Origin of the sequence: Bradyrhizobium sp. B025 (assembly GCF_042257955.1) — a bacterium.
GTDB classification, from domain to species: Bacteria; Pseudomonadota; Alphaproteobacteria; order Rhizobiales; family Xanthobacteraceae; genus Bradyrhizobium; species Bradyrhizobium diazoefficiens.
In genome coordinates this window covers 6,236,136-6,256,583 of record NZ_CP170150.1, presented here as the reverse complement: position 1 = coordinate 6,256,583, position 20,448 = coordinate 6,236,136, and the positions used below count along the sequence as shown (strand labels likewise).

Annotated in this window: 12 protein-coding genes; 2 read left to right on the top strand and 10 right to left on the bottom strand. The window is 59.8% G+C overall.

Annotation, left to right across the window (positions count from 1 at the left end):
- Positions 1 to 45 precede the first annotated feature (45 nt).
- The 10 genes from ACE10W_RS29470 to ACE10W_RS29425 all read right to left on the bottom strand — a co-directional run bounded on the left by ACE10W_RS29470 (position 46) and on the right by ACE10W_RS29425 (position 15,809).
- Entirely contained in the window at positions 46 to 1,470 is a 1,425-nt protein-coding gene (locus tag ACE10W_RS29470) for an HlyD family type I secretion periplasmic adaptor subunit (protein ID WP_162603720.1), read from the bottom strand.
- Complete coding sequence (locus tag ACE10W_RS29465) at positions 1,457 to 4,105, bottom strand: type I secretion system permease/ATPase (protein ID WP_110116906.1); 2,649 nt, start codon at positions 4,103 to 4,105, stop codon at positions 1,457 to 1,459. The genes ACE10W_RS29470 and ACE10W_RS29465 overlap by 14 nt, the downstream gene beginning before the upstream one ends.
- Positions 4,106 to 4,214: 109 nt before the next feature.
- Entirely contained in the window at positions 4,215 to 6,485 is a 2,271-nt protein-coding gene (locus ACE10W_RS29460) for a heparin lyase I family protein (RefSeq protein ID WP_304564120.1), read from the bottom strand.
- A gap of 442 nt (positions 6,486 to 6,927) precedes the next feature.
- Positions 6,928 to 7,956 (bottom strand): polysaccharide deacetylase family protein, encoded by a 1,029-nt coding sequence (locus tag ACE10W_RS29455; RefSeq protein WP_110116905.1) that lies wholly within the window; start codon positions 7,954 to 7,956, stop codon positions 6,928 to 6,930.
- A 1,468-nt stretch (positions 7,957 to 9,424) separates the two neighbouring features.
- Positions 9,425 to 10,342, bottom strand: a complete 918-nt coding sequence (locus tag ACE10W_RS29450) for a glycosyltransferase (RefSeq protein ID WP_162603718.1) — start codon at positions 10,340 to 10,342, stop codon at positions 9,425 to 9,427.
- Between the two features lie 105 nt (positions 10,343 to 10,447).
- Complete coding sequence (locus ACE10W_RS29445; protein ID WP_110116901.1) at positions 10,448 to 11,197, bottom strand: DapH/DapD/GlmU-related protein; 750 nt, start codon at positions 11,195 to 11,197, stop codon at positions 10,448 to 10,450.
- Positions 11,197 to 12,375 (bottom strand): DegT/DnrJ/EryC1/StrS aminotransferase family protein, encoded by a 1,179-nt coding sequence (locus ACE10W_RS29440; RefSeq protein WP_110116900.1) that lies wholly within the window; start codon positions 12,373 to 12,375, stop codon positions 11,197 to 11,199. Before ACE10W_RS29440 ends, ACE10W_RS29445 begins: the two co-directional genes overlap by 1 nt.
- A 41-nt stretch (positions 12,376 to 12,416) precedes the next feature.
- Complete coding sequence (locus tag ACE10W_RS29435) at positions 12,417 to 13,076, bottom strand: sugar transferase (RefSeq protein ID WP_110116899.1); 660 nt, start codon at positions 13,074 to 13,076, stop codon at positions 12,417 to 12,419.
- The gene (locus ACE10W_RS29430; RefSeq protein ID WP_110116898.1) at positions 13,063 to 14,181 is read right to left on the bottom strand and encodes a Gfo/Idh/MocA family protein; all 1,119 of its coding nucleotides are present in this window, start codon (positions 14,179 to 14,181) and stop codon (positions 13,063 to 13,065) included. Before ACE10W_RS29430 ends, ACE10W_RS29435 begins: the two co-directional genes overlap by 14 nt.
- A 395-nt stretch (positions 14,182 to 14,576) precedes the next feature.
- A complete protein-coding gene (locus tag ACE10W_RS29425; RefSeq protein WP_110116897.1) occupies positions 14,577 to 15,809 on the bottom strand; it encodes a glycosyltransferase family 4 protein in 1,233 nt (410 codons plus the stop codon).
- Between the two features lie 149 nt (positions 15,810 to 15,958).
- On the opposite strand from ACE10W_RS29425, the gene ACE10W_RS29420 reads away from it, so the two are divergent.
- The gene (locus tag ACE10W_RS29420) at positions 15,959 to 17,707 is read left to right on the top strand and encodes a hypothetical protein (RefSeq protein ID WP_110116896.1); all 1,749 of its coding nucleotides are present in this window, start codon (positions 15,959 to 15,961) and stop codon (positions 17,705 to 17,707) included.
- A 1,123-nt stretch (positions 17,708 to 18,830) separates the two neighbouring features.
- Positions 18,831 to 19,940 carry a glycosyltransferase gene (locus ACE10W_RS29415; protein WP_304564121.1) on the top strand — a complete coding sequence of 370 codons (1,110 nt, stop codon included), beginning with the start codon at positions 18,831 to 18,833 and terminating at the stop codon, positions 19,938 to 19,940.
- Positions 19,941 to 20,448 lie beyond the last annotated feature (508 nt).

Genomic DNA, 20,448 nt, shown 5'->3' with positions numbered 1-20,448 from the left:
CGCCTTCCAGTTACCTGCATGCTCATCGATGATGCTCCGCTTCGTCTATCGCTCCCGCAGCGCCTCCTGCTTGTATCTCGCCAGCGGCGAGAGAAGGTAGCTGATGATCCTGCGTGCGCCGGTCTTGATCTCGACCGTCACCGCCATGCCGGGACCGAGCTTGACGAGTTTGTCCTCCACCTGCATGTGCGTGCGGTCGAGCGAAATGCGCGCCGCATATTCCAGCTCCTGGCCTTTCGGCTCGCTGCTGCCCTGCGCCGTGCCCGACGCGCGGTCGTTCGGTCCGCCCTGCCTGTCCCGCGTGATGGCGTCGGTCGACACGCTGAGCACGTCCCCATGCAGGAGCCCATAGCGCGTGAAGTTGAACGTATCGATCTTGATCTCCGCCTTCTGTCCGGGATGGACGAAGCCGATGTCGCGGTTGGAGAGCATGGCCTCGATCTCGAGCTGACTCTCGCTTGGGACCACGATGGCCAGCGCCTGTGCCGGCGTCACCACGCCTCCCACCGTATGAACGGCGAGTTGCTGCACGACGCCGTCGACCGGCGCAGTCAGATGCTGGAGCTTCGTGCGCCGCTCCGCCTTGACCACCTCCTGCGCGGCGCTCGCCGCCTTCTGCTCGGCTTTGGCGAGTGCGTCATAGGTGGCACGCCGATACTCCGCGGCAGTCCTTTCTTTCGTTTCCTTCAGCAAGGCGATGGCGGCGTCGGCCTCGCCGAGCCGGCTCTGCTGGAGGACCAGATCCTGCTGAAGGCCGACCAGCTCCTGATATTCGGAGAGATAGACCACCTTCGAAGCCAGGGCCTTGTCGACGAGACCCTTGCGAATGTCGACCCGCTCCTGCAGCACCGGTATCGTCGCCTGGAGCTTCGCCACGCTGGCCGATGTGGTCGCCCGCTCCGCTTCCTTCTGGCCTTGCTGGCGCTCGATCTCCGCGAGCTTGGCACTCTGCTCGGCGCGCTGGCTGATCAGAAACTGGCGATGCATCTCGATCTCCGCGGCACTCGCGCCCTGCGGCGGTCGGAAGGCGGCAAGCGGATCGCCGGTGAGGGCTGCTCGCAGCCGCGCGACGTCGAGTTCGGCCGCAACGAGATCACTTCTCTGGCGCTCCTGATCGGCTTCCGTCATCGTCGGGTCGAGTTCGATCAGAACGTCGCCGGCCTTGACGCTCTGTCCATCACGCACGTGAATGGCGCGGACAACGCCGGTCTCGAACGGCTGGATCAGCTTGGTGCGTCCGCCAGGCACGATCTTGCCCGTCGCCGTGGCGACGATGTCGACGCTGCCCAATGATGCCCACAACAGCGCGACGCAAAAGACGGCGATAATGCTTGCCCCGATCGCGCGACCGATCGGCGACGGCGGCGATTCGGTGATCTCGAGCGCCGCGGGCAGAAATGCAATTTCATGCTCGCGCCGTCGAACCTCGGCTCTCGGAAACGGAACGATATTCCGGTTAGCGGACGTCATGGATACCGGCCTGCAGATAGTGGAGATTTGCGTAGCGCCCGTTCGAGCGAATGAGTTCATCATGGCTGCCGTCCTCGACGATGCGGCCATGCTCGAGAGTGATGATCCGGTTCGCATTGCGCACGGTAGAGAGCCGATGAGCGATGACGATGACGGTCCGGCCGGCGGAAATCCTTTTCATGTTCTGCTGGATGGCGCGCTCGCTTTCGTAGTCGAGCGCACTGGTCGCCTCGTCGAGGATAAGGATGCGGGGGTTGGTAATGAGCGCGCGAGCGATCGCGACACGCTGGCGCTGCCCGCCGGACAGACTGCTGCCGCGCTCGCCCACGATGGTGTCGTAGCCCTCGGGCAGCTCCAGGATGAAGTCGTGAGCGCCGGCGAGTGATGCCGCCTCGATGACGCGCTCCATGGGCATGGCCGGGTCGGCGAGTGCAATGTTCTCGCGGATCGAGCGATTGAAGAGCACGTTCTCCTGCAAGACCACGCCGATCTGGCGCCGAAGCCAGGTCAGGTCGACCGTCGCGAGGTCGACGCCGTCGACCAGCACGCGTCCGCTCTCCGGCACGTAGAGACGCTGGATCAGCTTGCCGATGGTGCTCTTGCCCGAGCCCGAAGAACCAACGATACCGATGACCTGGCCGGGCTCGATGCCGAAGGACACATCGTGCAGCACCTCGGGGCCGTCGACGCGGTAGCGGAAGGTCGCGTGCTCGAATACGACCTTGCCGCGGATCGGCGGCAGCGCGGCGCGGGCCGAGCTGAAGCTTGGCTCCGGAATGGTGTTGAGAATGTCGCCGAGACGATCGACTGACAGCCGGGCCTGATGGAAATCCTGCCATATCTGCGCGAGCCGAAGCACCGGCATGCTTACCCGCGTCGCCAGCATGTTGAACGCCACCAGCTCTCCGACGGTCAGGTCGCCGCCGATCACGAACCTGGCGCCGAAGTAGAGCGTTGCGGCCGTGACCAGCTTGTTGATCATCTGGACCGCCTGGCTCGCCGTATTGTTCAGGCTGAGTACGCGGAAACTCGCCCCCACATAGCCGGCGAGCTGCTCCTCCCAGCGGCGTTGCATCTGGGGCTCAACTGCCATCGCCTTCAGCGTCTCAACGCCCGTGACGCTTTCGACCAGGAAGGCCTGGTTCTCCGAGCCGCGATTGAACTTCTCATCGAGTCGCCGGCGAAACAGCGGCGCGGCGCCGGCGGAAATTCCGATGTAGAATGGGAACGACGCCAGAACGATCCACGTCAACGCCGTCGAGTAGTAGAACATGACCGCAAGGAAGACGACGGTGAACAAAAGATCGACGACAAGGGTGAGCGCCGAGCTCGTCAGGAACTGGCGGATGTTCTCAAGCTCGCGAACGCGCGCGACCGAATCGCCGACGCGGCGTGTCTGGAAATATGCGATCGGCAACGCCAACAGGTGACGAAACAGCCGGGCGCCGAGCTCGACGTCGATGCGGTTCGTCGTGTGCGCGAACAGGTGGACGCGCAACGTGCCGAGAACGGTCTCGAACAACGTCAACGCGACCAGACCCGCGACCAGGACGTCGAGCGTGCTGATGCTTCGATGCACGAGTACCTTGTCGATGACGACCTGGAAGAACAGCGGGGCGACGAGGGCAAAGACCTGAAGGAAAAACGACGCGATCAGCACTTCGCCGAGAAGACGGCGATACTTGTGGACCGCACCGAGAAACCAGCCGATATCGAATCGCCTGGAGAGATCCGTCAGGGCCGCACGCCGGGTCATCAGGATGATGTCGCCGTCCCAGACGGCCTCGAGTTCGGCCTGCGTCATGGATTCGGGGCGGGAAGCCAATGGACGCTGAACGAGAAGCCGGTCGTCGACGACCTTGCCCAGGATCAGGAAGCTGCCATCGCGCAGCGCAGCTATTGCCGGCAACGGCGTGACCGCAAGCCTATTCCAGCTCGACCGCTGTGCCCTGGCCTTGAGCCCGAATTCCCTGCTACAGCGTAGGATTTCGGTCACACCGATCCGCGAGGTGCCCATGCGATGGCGTATTTGCTCCGGGTCGGCCGCAATGCCATGGCACCGCAGCAATATCGCCATCGCAATGAGCCCCGACTCATCGCCATCCGTAGGTTCAGGACTCGACTCCTGGACGGGCATATCGCTACGTTCGGCGGAGCGTGCAGACGCCAGAGCATCGCCGGCGAGCGCAACCAGGTCACGCCCGCGCGCAATCAGACCGGCAAAGGCATGCTGCGCCCGATCGGCGAGGCTTTGAGATCCGGCCAGGAGCAAGCGGCCGTCCCAGATTTCTTCAAATTCCGCACGCGGCATCAACTTCGGATGTGGCGAGGTCGGATGCAGCACGAGCGCGGCGTCGTCCTCGACCTTCCCGAGCAGCAGAAATCCGCCATCACGCAGCGCTGCGATTCCGGGAAGGCTGATGCCTGCGAGCTGTTTCCAATGTGTCGTGCGCGAACCGACCTTCAGTCCGAAATCGCGGGCGCAGCGAAGCATCGCACGGATGCCGATTGCGCTTTCCCCGCAATGGTCGCGGAGCTGGTCGGGCTCCGCGTTCACGCCATGAAGGCGCAGGAACAGAGCCAGGGATCGAAGCCCGAGATCTGCGGCATGGGCATTTCCATTCTGGATCGCCATTTAATACTCAACCCTTCGCGGCTACCGGCCGCGTTCGATGTTCCTTCTCATGCATTCCCAAACATTGACGGGGCCGCACCCAGGCGCTGAGCCTGGGTGCGGCTCGGCCTTAGTGTTGCGGTCGGGCCAGCAACGAATCGTGCCCCCAACCGGTCGCCTGCGACACAGCCGCCACGATCTGACCGGGATCCACCTGGCCGGTGTGAGCGGCCAGGTACTGGCTCAGCAGCGCAAAGCTCTGGCTTGCGAACGACGCCATCGCGGTGCCGATCGCAACCGGATGATCTGCCTGATTGGCCGGATGGGCAGCGGTCGTTGCCAGGGTGCTGGCGGCCGGGTCAAAATGCTGCTGGAGCAGCGCAAAGCCCCGGCTTGCCAAGAACCCCGTGTTTGCAGCGGCCGTCTGCTGATGATCCGTAGACTCGAGCGTCTGCGAGATCGTCGGGGTCGCGGCCGTCGTGGTGGCAACAGGCTGATGATCCATCGCGGTGTGGTGGTCGTGCGACGACGTTGTCGTGGTCGTGACCGTCGCAGGTCGAGGATCCGTTACGGTGATGGTCTGCGGCGAAGCCGTCGCAACCGCACCGGTTGACGGATCCTTCGCACTTGCCGTCAGCGTAAGTGTCGCAACCGGATGACCCCCGCCCCTGTAGGTCGAGGTCAGCGTCAGACCGCTGTCGACCTGCGCGGCCGTCAACGTGATGTCCTTTCCCTGGAACGTCCGGCCGTCGAGCTTATCGGTGATCGATTCATATTTCGGCAGCCCCGTGATGTTCACGGTCACGAGGTCGTTGGAATCGGTCGTTGTCACCTTCGTCCCGAGATCGACGGTACCACCTCTCCCGGCCACCCAGAGCGAGTCGTCCGCGATCGTGAGGACAGGCGTGGCCGCGGCTGGGGTCGGCGGTGACGTCGGCGTCGTTGGCGACGTTGGCGACGTCGGTGTCGATGACGTCGGGTCGATCTGCAGACCGGAGAACGTCTTCACGGCGCCAGCAAGATTGGCAGCGACACCGCTCGCGTCCTTGATGGCCGCACCGCTCGGCAGGTTCACGCCGGTGATGGCGAGCGCCGAGGTGCCGGTGTTGGTCGATGCGACGGTTGTCTTGAAGGTGAGCGTACCCGTGCCCGAACCACCGACATAGGTGGCCGTGCCGCCGTCATTGAGCGACACCGTGGGTGTACCCGTCACCGTCACGGCCTCGTTGAAGCCGAGCGCCAACGTGATCGTGTCTCCCACGTGCTCAGTGCCTGTTCCAGGCGAGGCCGTGGCCTGCGTCACCGCCGGCAAGACCGGATCGATCTGGAGGCCGGTGAATGTCTTCACCGCGCCAGCAAGATTGGCAGCGACACCGCTCGCGTCCTTGATGCCCGCACCGCTCGGAAGATTGACGCCGGTGATGGCGAGCGCCGAGGTGTTCGTGTCGGTCGACGCAACTGTCGTTTTGAAGGTGAGCGTGCTGGTGCCCGAGCCACCTGCATAGGTGGCGATATTGCCGTCGTTGAGCGACAGCGTCGGCGTGCCCGTCACCGTCACGGCCTCGTTGAAGGCAAGCGACAGGGTGATGATATCTCCGGCATGCTCGATGCCCGTTCCCGGAGAGGCCGTGGCCTGAGTCACCGCCGGTGTCACCGTTGGGGTGGTGGGCGAGGAGGTGCCGCCCACACCCGTCCAGCCGACCGCCTGCGATCCGGTGACCAGCGTCATATTTCGAAAATCGGCCGTAACGGTCTCGGATGGGCCCGCGTTTCGATAGAGTCCGTACTCCCAATAGGTGGGGGTCCCATAGCCCAAGGCGCCATGATAGTCTACAACCTGAGTGCCATTCACCCAGACTTGCAAATACCCGCTACTGTTATCCGATACATTGGCCGATATTCTGATATCGTTATACTGGCCAGGTTGTATTGGATTGGGGTCGGTCCAGAGCGTCATCTGCGTCATATTGCTGCTAGTGGGGGTCTGACCCGCGGGGCAGTATCTAGCCATTACATGCAGTTGATTGCCGACGAGACCGATCTCGAATGGAGGCGAGGAAACGGCCGGGTAGCCGTTCATTTCTGCGGTGGTGAACCATGATGCGGTGTTTACAAATGTCCCATTGGGCCCATTTGGCTCCACCATGAACTGATAATCTATGCTGATAGGCGTACCGACCGGAATAGTCGGATCTAGTGCAACGTCGTCGCGATCAACAGGGTGTCCAGCATCGTACCAGGCTTGATCACCCGGTCGGACTTGTAAGCGCAGAGTTTGTGGATCAGGATTGGCCAGGCTCCAGCTCTGGCCCGCACCCTGAACTTCATACCCGTCGCCACCGATCTGAAAGTGCGATTGCGGCGTCGTCGAAAAATTGGTGATTGTGCCGGTCGTATCCAATTGCAGGATCTCCATCGAGTTACAGAGTTGTTTGTCTTTGACGTTGACAAGAGAATTCCGCTGCCGCGCATCGTGAAGGCGCGCGACCTATTGCATGCTCGCAGCAAGCGAACACATTTGTGCCGCGCCTCGCGAAGGCGCGAGACACAGCGCACGCCCGCAGCGCAAAGCACGGCAGACCTATTTCAAAGCAGCGGGAAATTTGGAACCTGGCCCCCCTACTGCTGGGCCGGATGGTTAATTAGGAAGTGTGGCGAAAAAAATTTCAAAGTGTGACGATATACATACGTATACGGGACCACTGCCCGACGTATGGCGCTGAAATGATGCACTATTTGCCTACCAATCGGACAAGACTGAATGGCTCGTTGTCGTGGAGAGGTCGCGAGCGACGACGAGCGCGTGATCGGCGTGTGTGCACTTTTTCGGGGCCCGTGCCGCCCTAAAAAGTTGGCTGGTCCATCCATAATGAACGCAGCATGTGAGCCGTCGATTGAATGCCGCTCATGCGAGCCTCGAACCTAGCTCTCGTATCGAATTGCCCCCCAACGCCGACGCGAGGAAGTGCAAAATGATCTGATTTGCGATCGGATACTTGCCCATGCCGCGTTGTTACTGCGGTCGAAAAGCCTACTTCCTTCGCGAGATGTGCTTCCCGAGGGCCACATGCTCTAGAGTTGCCGTAAGGAAAAGCGAAGTGCCGAACCGGAAGCTGCAGCAATTGCTCCAGATAGTAGCGGTTATCCGCCATTTCGGCTCGCGCTGAAAGAACATCCAGAGACGACAGTGCCGCATGCGAAGCGGTGTGCCCGCCAATTGACACGAGAGGATGCCGCGCCAGAATTTGAAGCTCGCGTTCATTCAGGAAATATGCATCATTCAAAGCCGATAGCGATATTCCCGCCCTGTTCAACGTTGGGGCGAGCATTGCAACCCGGTTATAATCCTGGTGAATCCACTCGGTTACCTTGCATAAGCCCAACATCTTTTCGCGAAACTCGGGACAGTGAAAACGCATGCCCATCGCATCGATCGTAACCGTGTCTCCAATGCGAAATATTTCGCGCAAACCCAGCCACCACGATTGCAACGTTCGAGTTAGGGCGCCAGTGGGAACGTACACCATGAATGGGGCGTTGTGTCGCTCGAGGATTGGAAGCGCGGTCGCGACATTGTCTTGGTAGCCATCGTCGAAGGTAAGCACCGCATAGCGGCCCGGTCCGGGACCAGTGGCCAATCGCTCAAGACATGTTTCGAAACTGACAATCTCCCACCCTTCTTGCCGCAGCCAATTGAGGGAATATTCAAGAAGGGCGACTGAAGTCCCGGTCATCAATTCCGAGCGACAATCTTGTTGGATCTCATGGAACATTAGGATAGCTGCCCTACCAGCAAAGATCCTGCGGAAGGTCGGCATTAGCCCAGACCAACGAGCCAATTCGATCGCGCTGTCCTTGAGAACCTGCTTCATTCTAACTCCCCATCAGAAAGACACTGCTCGCCCTGGAGAATTGACCGCACATTTCCGATGGCTTTTCCGTACGCGGTCGGTCGCCAATGTTCATCTTCAGAATCGTTGTGAGTAGAAACTCAGGGTAAAGCGGCGCCTTTGCAGAATATGAGACGATTGAGCAATTTTGTTTAGTCGACGAGATTCACACAAGCAACTGCTGATCATTTACCCACTTATAGGTACCTCCGAATTCGAGCCTCCATCGAACAGCTTTCCAATAGGGTTTCTCGATCTCGCACTGCCGCGGGCCAATCGCCGTTCGAGCCTTGGCTCTGTTCCTTCGCCTTCATGGCGTGAACGCTGAGCTCGACCAGCTTTGCTATCGCTGCTGGAGCAACAAGGGTCGCTGTCTGCGCGATGCTTCGCTACGCACGCGAACTCGGAGTCAAAGGCCGTTCGCGCACGACCGTTGGAAGCGATTTGCGGGCATCCAACTGCTCGGAATCGCTTGCGCGCTTCTTTCGGAACTAACTCGGCCTCTACCCCGGTCGCGAGCTCATCCTGGTGCTGCTGTATCCCGTGTTCGATAGGTACATTACCCTCGAAGATCTTTTGGCGGTCCTTGGGCCTGTTGCCGCTTTCGAAGCTGAATCTTGAACAGGCCACTCTCGATCGCGGCGGCACGGCGGAGCCTCCACAACAGGCTTGCCAGTCGGAGCACGAGTTCTCGTTCAACAGCGGATTGCGTGTCGTAGTCGGCTGTTATGGCCCCTTCGAGCGCCGCGTAGTCTTCGGCTTCCTCAAGCCCATCGATCACAGTCTCTGCGATCAGCCCAGCGCCGATCGGCCTCGATTTGCCGAAAGGAGGTCATCGTGCCTCTGGCCGAGGAATTGAGTCCGTTTCGTCATTTTGCAGTTGGGCCACAACACGCAACCGAGATGGGTACGGTGAAGAGCTCGCTCACCTTGCGGCCCATCGCCCGCTGCTCCGCAAACTTGAGGTGGGAATCAGAAGTGGTTCGGCCGCAGACGAGGCAGAGCTGAGCGGTCACAAACCTCAGATGGTCTGCGATCGCGCTCACCGACCTGCTTGCGGATGACGGCTCAATGCCGAAGAGGCGAGGGGGCTTGCCACTTGGACGCAGCGCCAGAATTTCCGTTCCGCCCACGATCGCTCGCTGGAGTCGGTCGATCGCGAACTGAGAGGCAACCGCGCAAAAGATACGCGCCGCCCTCGAAAAGGAGGTATTCAGTTCATCGAGGAGAACAATGGCGGACCAAGTGTGCGCCCTCGAAAGTGAGGCTGGCGGCGGCGTTCCTTTGCGAACCGAAGCCCATTTACCTGTTACCTGCTCGAACGAAGCCGTGCGCCTTGTGGACCAGGCTCAGAATTACGCCCAGGGTGCCTCCCACGAGCATGGCGTTAGTCTGCGCAGCAATGCCACTCGCTCCGCTGGTCGGTGAAGGTCCAGCCGTCGCATTGTCGTCATCCGCTCCGCAGCAAACGTCTGTCCACCGTCCTTGCCTTGAAGTTGGAGAGAACGTCGTCATAGACCCCGACGATCTTTTCCACGGTGAGCGCCTGGTCGTACCTCGCCATTGCCGCCCGCCCCCGGAACTCGCTGCTCCGCGACCAGTCAAAAACCTCTCGAAGGTTGCGGGCAATCGTCCCGGCCTCCTGCGGACAGATCCGCGTTCCGGCGATGCCGTTTAACAGCTCGCCAACGTCGCCGACGTCCGTCGCCACCACCGGACGATTGCACGCGAGAGCTTCCTTGATAGAGGTCGGCGACCCCTCATAATCCGAGCAGAGAAGCAGGGCGTCGGCCGCGCTGTAGCACCACGGCATTTCGCCGTTCGGCACATTGACAACCGTCGTCAACTCCGCGTCGACGCCTTCCTGCACAAGTCGCTCGACTGACGCTCTTGCCAGATCATATCTCTTCTCAGGGCGCGCCGGATCAAATGGAAACAGAACGATATGCTTGTCTTTCGGCCATCCCAGCCGTGCTCGTGCTTTATCGCGATCGTACGGCTTGAATACGCCGAGGTCGACCCCGCAGGGAATCACGATTCCCGGAATCCGTCTCCGCAGCTCCTCCGAAACGACTATGACGGCATCGGCGAAACGCGACACAGCCCGCGTGCTCAGCCTTTCAAAGATGCTCTGTCCAATTACGTCGGTCCCGTGCAGCGTAATGACGAGCGGCGCCCGCAATCGAAACATTGCAGGATATGCCGAATAACCGTAATGCGCATGGACGATGTCGTATGCCACCGCGCTCGTCATTCGCACGACATCAAGAGTGCACCTCAGGTAATTCATCTTGGACTGGGATCCGAGAATATCGATGACGTCGACCGTGTGGCCAAACCGGCGCAGCTGCTCCACCTGCTGGCACACGAAGGCTCCGGAGCCCGGCCTCTGCGGACTCGGATACATGTTGGTGACACAGAGGATTCTCACGATTGGTGTTTCCCTCGACGCTTGGCACGAACTGCCATCGAGTCACCGGTCTGCGTCGCTAACTCCGCTGAGCCGTCGTCGGATCCCCGCCGGAACGCCCATCACGAGCGCACCGTCGGGCACGTCCTTCGTCACCACGGCGCCGGCGCCGACGACGGCGCCAGCGCCGATTCTGACGCCTGGCAGCAGGTTGGCTCCCAGGCCGATTGCCGCGCCGCGTGCGATATGGGGCCCGAGCATGGGCGAACCGTCGTAGCCGTTGCGGCCGATCGCATTGTCGTTCGAAGTGCCGACGCAGCCCGAAATGAACACGTCGTCTTCGATCGTCATATTGCCCGCCAGCCAGGTATGATCCTGCACCCGGACTCGATCGCCAATTCGCGTATTGTAGTTGACCGTGACGTAACGTCCGATGACGGTCTTCGAGCCGATCCGCGATTGTTCACGGATCGAGGCGCCATCCCCGACCAGGGTCCCCGCGCCGAGCGAGACGTCGTAGAAAATCACCGCGTGCGGTCCGATAGAACAATCGGCGCCGATATCGACCCACGCCTCGAAATGCGGCGGGCGCGACAACGCGCCGGCACCTTTGGGCGCCTTGCCGATATAGGCTCCCGGAAAGATCTCGACATTGTCGCCGATTCTGGCGCCGCTCTCAATCACGACATGCGGGTGAATGACCACCCCGTTGCCAATCGTAACACCAGGCCGCAGCACGGCGAACTCGGCGATCGTCACGGCCGCACCGATGGCCTCGGTCTCGACCACCGCCCATGCGCTGATTCGATTCATCACCACTCCTTCCCGACATCGGCCTGTAGCGCGGCGAACGAATACGTCGACTTCCGCTGCAAGTTCTTGTGACCGTCGCGCTCGGCCGCAGTGCACGCAATCGCGGCGACATGGCGCACCGCGTCGCGTGTGAGCTCGGGAAACATGGGCAGGGACAATGATCGAGCGGCCATCGCTTCGCAGCACGGCAAGTCGCCCTGCCTGTAGCCGAGATGAGCGAGAGCAGGCTGTAGGTGGAGCGGCAACGGATAGTGGATCCCGGTTGCCACGCCGGCCTCGTCGAGCTTGATCCGCATTGCGTCCCGCTCGTTCGTGGTGATCACATACAAATGGTAGACGTGCGTCGACCCCTTTCGAACGAACGGCGTCTTGATCCCCGATTGCGCCAACTCCGCCGCGTACCACTCCGCAGCGCGCCGCCGATTGGCGTTCCATTCATCCAGACGCCGGAGCTTGATCTGCAGGATTGCCGCCTGCAGAGCGTCGAGCCGGCTGTTGAACCCGATCTCGGCGTGGCTGTAGTGGGTGGTTCGACCGTGGTCACGCAATCGTTCTATCCGCTCGGCGATCGCGGCACTGTTGGTGGTGATCGCTCCCCCGTCGCCATAGGCCCCGAGGTTCTTCGCCGGATAGAACGAGAAACATGCGACGTCGCCGAGCGCCCCGGTTCGGACCCCCTGATATTCCGCCCCGTGCGCCTGGGCCGCGTCTTCCACTACATAGAGCCCGCGCCGCCGCGCGATGTCCTTGATTGGACCCATGTCAGCCGGCTGTCCGAAGAGGTGGACTGCGATAATCGCTTTTGTACGATCCGTTACGGCGCGCTCGATCATCTTGGGATCGATCGTGTAGGTCTCCGGATCGATATCGACAAACACGGGGCGCGCTCCCGTCGCCGCGGTGGCGGCCGCAGTTGCGATGAAGGTATGGGCGGTTGTAATCACCTCGTCGCCACGACCAATACCCAAGGCCCGTAGCGCCAGATGAATCGCGTCCGTGCCGTTCGCCACGCCGCGCGCATGGCGCACCTGGCAATACGCGGCGAAATCTCTTTCGAACGAGGCAAGCGCCTCGCCGCCTATAAACTGCGCGGAGTTGAGAACCCCCCGAATTGCTTCGGCCACCTCGTCCTTTATCGTCTCATATTGCGCTCTAAGATCGACAAACGGAATTTGCATTTTCGAACCTCACGAGAATCCGTCTTTGTGTCTTGAGAACGTCAGCGGGCACCGTGCCCCCGCAGCACCGCGGGAAACGTCAGGGCAATCAACTTCAGGTCGGTCCATAAGGTCCAGTTCATTGCATAGTCGACGTCCATCTCGAGCATCACCTCGGCGCTGACACGACCCCGAGCGCGTACCTGGCAAATTCCGGTTATTCCGGGCTTCACAATGTGACGTATATGGTGCCAGTCGCGGAAGTGTTCGAGTTCATAAGGAATCGCCGGCCGTGGACCGACAATGCTCATTTCGCCCCGCAATACGTTGAGGAGTTGAGGCAGCTCGTCGAGGCTGGTTCTCCGCAGCCACCGTCCCACGCGCGTCACGCGAGGATCGTCTGTCAGCTTGTATGGGGCATCGGGGTCGTCCGAGAGGGGTTCATTCGCCCAAAACCGCCGGATCGCCTCGCGATGGACGTTTTCGTCGGCGTTGTGGCGGAGCGTCCGGAATTTGAAGCAGGTGAACGGCTTCTCGTCGCGTCCGATCCGACGTTGGCGAAAGAGCGCTGGCCCGGGACTGTCGAGATGGATTGCTATCCACACCACGACGAAGACGAGAGCCAGCGGCACAATCGCGACAACGCTGATCGCGACGTCGAGCGCCCGCTTGGCTAATTCCCGAGGGGTCGCCTTCCGTCGCGTGGCTTCATGCGACGGCAATTTCGGGACCTCCCGCCGGCATGTTCCGCCGCCGAAATATCCGTTGCTCCTTACCGTTGCTGCGGTGCTTTTGCTTGAGCCGTAGACACACCGATGCCTCCTCGAGCGCCTCGACAACGCGCAGCCCGTGCATTGCGTCCGCACGCGGCCGTTCCCCGGTCATGATCGCATTGACGAAGTCGAGTACCTCGAGCTTCAGCGGTTCGCTGCTGGATATCGCGGGTATATGAACGTCGCCATGATGATAGGCCGACTGGAAGTCGGCGTAGGAGTCGCCGTCAATCCGCGGCCTGAATCGCTTCTGGTATACGCGCACTTTCTCGGACGGCTGCACGTCGTCGAACACCAGCATCGCATCGCTTCCGACGATCGTGATCTGGCGCACCTTGACCGGGTCCAACCAGGAAACGTGCACATGGGCCGTCGGTCCGCTCTTGAAGCCCATCTTGGCGTAAACAACATCCTCAACGTTGGGCAGAACGTGCGCGCAACCCCAGGCGCCGATGGTTTGCGGCACCTCCTCCAGCAAGCAGAAGATGATCGAGAGGTCGTGTGGGGCCAAATCCCAAAGGACATTGGCGTCCTGCCGGTAGAGACCGAGATTTAGGCGCCGCGAGTCAATGTAGTAGAGCTCGCCCAGAGAGCCGCTCTGGATCATCTGGCGCATGACGCCGACCGCCGGGTGATACTCGAACGTGTGCCCGACCATCAGCACGCGCTTGCTCTGTTCGGCAATCGCATTCAATTCGCGGCATTGCGCGCTCGTCATGGCCAACGGCTTTTCGACGAGCGCGTGCTTTCCGGCCTGGAGCACCGCTCGCGCCAATTCAAAGTGCGTTTCCACAGGAGTGGCGACAATGACACCGTCTATAGAAGGGTTGTTCAGCACTGCGCCGATATCACGCGAAACGGCGACAGAAGGATACTGCGAACGGATATATTCCAATCTGTCAGGGCGTGGATCGACGGCCATCGACATCCGTGCGTCGCGTATATCGCAGCTGACACGGATGTGCTTCGAACCCCAGTAGCCGCAACCGATGACGGCGAGCGACGGACCATCTTTCGTGGTCTGAAGTCGCGCGTCCCCCTCAGAATTCGCCATGTTGGCTCCTTGGTTGAAGACCTAATTGTGCGTTCATTCAAGATAGCCGACGGGGCGTGCGCGCTGCTGAAGAACACGGATTATGATCGGTGCTCTTTTGGGGTACTACCCCCCGACCAAGCTCAGCGCCGGGGGCGGGAAGGGCTGAAGAATCTGGCGGACTGGCCAATTCTGAAATTCGAAATCCAAAAGGAGAGTGTTACTTTGACAAATCTGGAAAGAGGCGCCGGGAGTTTTGGCGCTCCACGAGGTGCGTGGGGGGATCTCTCCTCACTGCAGATTCCGTTCAAGCTGAACCCTATTCTGCGGCAAGGAAGTAGTTGGGCGCATCCATCTGGCACAAATGTTCGGTAGGCGTCGACGATTGGCGGCGGCGTTGCGCAGGCCGCACTATCTCATCGTGGGTGCCTCGGTACCAGGCTCGCATAGGCGGCGAGGAGGGAACGTTTTGCGACCTCCCACTGAAATTCGCTGCGAGCACGCTCCCTGCCGTAGCTGCGCATACGCTCGCGCGCACCCTCGTCCTCAAGCAGCGCCACGATTCTTTCGCCCAGCGCCTGCGGCGTCGGCTGCGCCGCCACCAGACCAGCGTCGCCAGCATCAAGCCTCGCCTGCGCCAAGTCGAACAGGACGAACGGCAACCCGACGGCCATGTATTCAAAGACCTTGATCATCGACATCGTCACGTTGGCGGCACTGGGCGGGTCCGGAACGACGCCGATATCGCAAGCCGCCAATTTGGCGGGCAGCGCATCGCCCGAAATGTAACCGGCAAATTCGATATTGTCGGCGATCCCGAGTTTGCCTGCGAGCATCCTGAGCTGGCCCACTTCCGGGCCGTCGCCGATGATCAGGCAGGCGATATCGGTTCGATGCAGCCGCTTGACGATGTGCTCCATCGCCTCGACCAGCAGGTCTACACCGTCCTGCTCGGCAATCATTCCCACATAGCCGACGAGATATCGAAAGGCCTTCCTGACCGAGGGATCGGGCTTGACCTGCCAGAAGCGCTCGAGGTCGGGGACGCTTCTGACGAGCCAGATCCTTTCTGGCGCGATCCCGCCTCGCTCCACGGCCTGCTGCTTCAGGGTAGGGTTTGTCGCGAGGCTCGCGTCGGCCAATCGAAACGTCCAGCGTTCAAGCCGGAGCTGGAGACGATAAAAGAAATCCTTGCGGCCGAACTTGACCGCATAGAGTTCTGGCACGGGATCATGCTGGTCAAACAGAAATTTCTTGCCAAGGAAGACCTTGTAAAAAATCGCGATCAAAAAGATCAAGTCCGGCGGATTGCAGGCATGAAGAATGTCAAATCCATGCCGGTGCGCCACCTTCAACGAGAGAACGAACTCCCAAAAAAGGGCGACAGTATATTCGAGAAGATAAGTCACGGCGCCCGAGCCCTCCACACCACGTGGATGGCGGTAGATGTGCACACCGTCTATTTGCTCGTATGCCTTGTCATATCCCCTTCCTTTCGGACAAATAACCGAAACGGTGTAACCAGCTTGGTGCAGCGCTGTGGCCTCCTGCCAGACTCGGCGATCGACCGGAACCGGCAGGTTTTCGACGATGATAAGAACCGCGCCCGCCGCACCGCCTACCGCAGATATGTTGTCCGACAGAGCCATTGCGCCTACGCCCTTCAGTGGAAACTTGGCGACCTTTCGTATAGGACTGCCTAAAGAGGAACACAATCTCGAGGTCGCGGACGATCCGCAGGATACCCGGTGGCCTTGTCGAAGGATGATGCGACACCCTACGAAGGAACGCTGACGCCATGGACACAGGCTCTTCGATCGCGCTTCTGCTCCGCAGCGACGTTCCATCGTCCGACGATTGCAACCTGGCGGAAATGCTCGAGTTTTTCGGAATTCCATGGAAGGCGCTGACAGTCAGCGAAGCGAACGGAGGCTATGTAGCCTCGCTGACGGCAAGTCATCCGCGGTTCTCCATCCTGACTTCCGCGGCCTGCCTCGCCGAAACCATGCAGCCTCGCAGGGCCGGAACGTTGCCGGATTGGTTGGCGGCAGCCGCTTCCGTGTTCGTCTATGGATTTCTAGCTGCGGATTCCTGCAGGGCTCTGCTGCGCCAGATCACGGGAGACCCGCAGGCCGACATCCGCGGCATCGACGCGTGGCCAATGACCGTTTCGGTCACTGATGCTTTTCCAGACATGTGCGGTCCAATGTCGGCCCTGCGGATCCAACTGGAGCCTGGCGCTGCGGATGCGGCGCTTGTCATCCGGGATGATGGCGAATTGCAGAGCATCCTCGGAGCACCCGAGGGACACCTGTTCGCCGGATTTTCTTATTCCGGCGTGCGCTTTTTTGCCGATGCGTCACTGGCGATGGTGGACATTCGCGAACGCGCTGCGACCTATTTTGACGTGAAGAAGCGTTTTGCCGGTGCGGTGCCAGTCGTGATGTATCTGAAGTGGTCGTTCCGCAACGTCTGCTGGAACGCCTCCGAAACAAACGCGTGCCTGATCATCGACGATCCGCCTCTGTGGCCACGGTACGGCTTACTCGATTTTGGCGAGCTACTGCACCTGGCCAACGAGCGGACGCTCGCGACGACCGTCGCCTTCATTCCATGGAACTGGCAACGAACAAATCGCGACACCGTTGCCGCCTTTCGGCAAAATCGCGAAAAACTGTCCGTCTGCGTGCACGGCTGCGATCACACCCGTGGTGAATTTGCAGCCCGTTCAGCCGAACTGCTCGACAGAAAATTAAAGACCGCCAGGTCTCGGATGCAGTCTCTTCTCAATAAGACTGCGCTCGATCATGAAAACGTGATGGTTTTTCCGCAAGGGGCATTCTCGCCCGAGGCAGTGTCGGCTCTCAAGCGAAACGGCTTCGTCGCGGCAGTGAACACGGAAGTCGCACCATCCGATGACGCGTCGAACGAAACGACACTTGCCGACCTGTGGAGTGTCGCCATCGTCCGGTATGGCGGATTCTCGATTTACACCCGGCGGTACATCGCCCACGGCATTGAAAACTTCGCATTTGACGGAATCCTGGGAAAGCCATGCTTCGTTGCCGGACATCACGACATTTTCCGAGATCACGGCAGCGAACTGGCGGAGTTTCTCCAACAGCTTGCATCCTTGCGGTGGAAACTCTGTTGGCGGACTCTCGGGAACGCTGTTTTCCGCAGCTACAGCATTAGACCCGACGGCGGAACGATCATGGTAAAGATGTTTGCTGAACAAGTCCGCATCGAAAACGTGGAGGCGATGACGCGACGGATCCGAGTTGTGAAGCAAGAATCACAGATCGCCTCCTTGAAAAATGTTACAGTCAATCAAGAGGTCGTCGCGCACGAATACATCGATGGATGTCTTAGAGTGATCGTCGATATCACGCCCGGCAGAACGGCGGATATACGCTGCGTTTATCATGAACTGCCGGATGCTTTCCCGGATTCAGAATCGGTCTCATACCGACTTGGAGTGGCGGTTCGGCGATATCTATCCGAACTGCGTGACAATTATGGGCACATCTTCCGTTTTCGCGTGTAGCCGGGAGGCGGGCCGCAACGAGCGTGGCCATGCTGTTTCGGCCCAGGCACGAAGCTCCTAGCAGATCGCTTCCTGCTCCGGCGGCGGACTCCGACGCCTGACTCGATACGTCTCGTTCAATGGCCCGTCACTCGGCTTCCCGCGCGACCCGTCGGTCCTGATATTGGTTGCGTTGTTGGAAGCTGCTGGTGTCGTCTCCCGTATGACGGTACCGCGGATCGGGCGTTCTGCTGCGGGAAACGTCGAACGGCGATCGAGGCACGAGATGTGTAACGTCGCTGGAGGGTGGCGGCGAAGCAACCTCCTGTAGCGCGAAGGAGATTGTGCCGTGAATCAGGCCCTGCTCTGGTCTCAAGAGCGCCGCCGCCTCCCTGGCGCGCTGGTCCGCGCAATTCTGCGCACGCAGACGGCGGTCCGAGGAGCAGCGCGGTCAGAGCATGGTCAGGTTCGTTGCCGGCCAGATGCTGCTGCGAGCTGAGCCGGTCATGGCAGCCGTCCGGTCCGAATGCCGTGTTCCCGTTCGTCCTTACGAGATTCGCCGGCTTGGCTGCTGGAAGCGTTAGGTTAGGCTGGAGTTGCTACCAGCTCGCTGACAAAAACTTCATAGTCAGCCGAGGCGTAAGGCTTCTTGCCCTCGGCAGGTGCATTTGGAGCCGCGGCGCGCTCCGAACCGGGAGCATCGCGCGCACATCACTTTACGAATGACTTAGTCAGTCTCAAGCGTTGATTGCAATCAAGACCTATGAGGGATGGCAGGCCGAGTTGCGCGAAGAAGCGGCGCGATAGGCATCGTTCATGTGGCTGGCTCCGGCACTCGACCAGGGCCTCGGCGCGGTCATGATCAAGGCCCACCCAGCAACCCCTCATCCCGGTCTTCCGTTGCACAGCCATGAATAGGTAGCCCTAAAAAGTTGAAGCTCAGCGCGGATGTAACGATACATTCGGGTGTAGAGTTCTGAACATTGCACTCGTCATATCGATGTACGCATCGGCGCCTCATTGAGGATCCGCACTTGAGACGACGTGAAGGCGAAAATGGGAAGGCTTTGCATCGACCTTGAAGGGTGCGCTGAACACCTCGTTGCGACTTGGGCGGAATCTGTCCAGGCGGGAGAGCGCTGAGATGCGTATATTGCACCTTGCCGAATCTCTGGGCACCGGAGGCAGGGAACGACAGATCGTCGAACTGTTGAGGGGACTTTTCGCTCACCGTGACATAGAGTCATTCGTCGCGGTTACGGACGAGGAGGAGGTTCGTTACGAAATTGAGCGTGAACACGCGCAAGTTATTCAGCTCGTTCGGAGAGGCAAGAGAGATTTGCGCCTTTTCAAGAGTTTGCATGAACTGGTCTCCAATTTGAAAATAGATATCGTTCACTCCTGGAGCCCGATGTGTTCCATTTATGCAGCTCCGATTGCGAAACTGTGCGGCTCAGCTTTCGTTAATGGCTTCGTGCGAGACGCGCCGCCGCATATTCCGCTATGGAATAAAAACTACTTGATGGGCAAGATGACCATCCCATTCTCAGACATTGTTGTCGCCAATTCGCGCGCGGGCCTAGCTGCCTACCAAATTCCCGAGCCCAAAGGTCTATGTATCCACAATGGGTTCAGTCTTGGAAGAGTCTCTAACTTAACGGGCGAGGCAGAGCTTCGCGGCATGTTGGGAATCGCGACTCCCCACGTTGTCGGAATGGTTGCTAACTTCACGCCAAGAAAAGATTACGCATCCTTTGTCGAAATGGCATGCCGCATTTGCGATGTTAGGGAGGATGTTACTTTTGTGGCCGTCGGCGAAGGGCAAATGTTGTCGCAAGTGCGCGATAGCGTCCCACCAGAACATTCGCCACGCATAAAGTTTCTAGGTCGGCGGACAGATGTAGAAAGTATCGCTAATCTATTCACTGTGGGAGTTCTCGTTAGCAATAGTGGGGAGGGTTTTTCCAACGCAATAACCGAGTGCATGGCGTTGGGTAAGCCTATTGTGGCAACAAACGATGGGGGCAATCCTGAATTGGTCCTCGAAGGACGGACGGGATTTCTTGTGCCGCGTCACGATGCTGGAGCCTTGACTGATCGTGTTCTCAGGCTCCTCAATAACCGTGGGCTTGCTGACGAATTCGGTACGGAAGGGCGTCGGCGTATTGAAACATCCTTCTCGCTCGACGCGATGACCAACGCGTATCTTTGCCTTTATCGGCGGGTGGCGGAAAGGAGGGGGCGCGCGACTTGAGCGAGGTAGCTTATCGCTAGAGTTACGAATGCCAGGAATGGGTCCAGAGTTAGCGCTCACATTGGAGTGCGAGACACCCTCGGCGCTGCGGGGGCCGTTTCAATGTCCAACGACAAGATTGCAAAGCGCAGGGCCTCGAAGAGCACCATGCGCTACACTGATGGTTCCGCGCCCCGTCGTCCCATTGATCCATCGAGCCGAATGGGCGCAAATCAGTTCGGGACTCGACCCGTTGCCAAGTGAAGGAAGAATTCGGATCAAAGGTCCGGTCCGGTCAAGACCATCGTCTGTGTCAACATTGACTATTGTTACCGGCTTACTCCCGAATGGGTAGCCACTCAGCACCGGTGGACTCGATCGAGATGCTTCTATTCTTAACCGTTTTGCTTACACTTGTTCAAAATGGCGCTACGCGAGCTCTGATATGTTTTCTCCGATGACGCTCTGCAGCTCAATCGATAATCAATGAGTGTTCGTGATGCACATCATGGCAACGGCTGAACGGCGT

Excerpts from the sequence above, each read along its gene's own strand:
- ACE10W_RS29470 (WP_162603720.1), bottom strand. The coding sequence starts at position 1,470 with ATGACGTCCGCTAACCGGAATATCGTTCCGTTTCCGAGAGCCGAGGTT.
- ACE10W_RS29465 (WP_110116906.1), bottom strand. The coding sequence starts at position 4,105 with ATGGCGATCCAGAATGGAAATGCCCATGCCGCAGATCTCGGGCTTCGA.
- ACE10W_RS29455 (WP_110116905.1), bottom strand. The coding sequence starts at position 7,956 with ATGAAGCAGGTTCTCAAGGACAGCGCGATCGAATTGGCTCGTTGGTCT.
- ACE10W_RS29445 (WP_110116901.1), bottom strand. The coding sequence starts at position 11,197 with ATGAATCGAATCAGCGCATGGGCGGTGGTCGAGACCGAGGCCATCGGT.
- ACE10W_RS29440 (WP_110116900.1), bottom strand. The coding sequence starts at position 12,375 with ATGCAAATTCCGTTTGTCGATCTTAGAGCGCAATATGAGACGATAAAG.
- ACE10W_RS29430 (WP_110116898.1), bottom strand. The coding sequence starts at position 14,181 with ATGGCGAATTCTGAGGGGGACGCGCGACTTCAGACCACGAAAGATGGT.
- ACE10W_RS29425 (WP_110116897.1), bottom strand. The coding sequence starts at position 15,809 with ATGGCTCTGTCGGACAACATATCTGCGGTAGGCGGTGCGGCGGGCGCG.
- ACE10W_RS29420 (WP_110116896.1), top strand. The coding sequence starts at position 15,959 with ATGGACACAGGCTCTTCGATCGCGCTTCTGCTCCGCAGCGACGTTCCA.
- ACE10W_RS29415 (WP_304564121.1), top strand. The coding sequence starts at position 18,831 with ATGCGTATATTGCACCTTGCCGAATCTCTGGGCACCGGAGGCAGGGAA.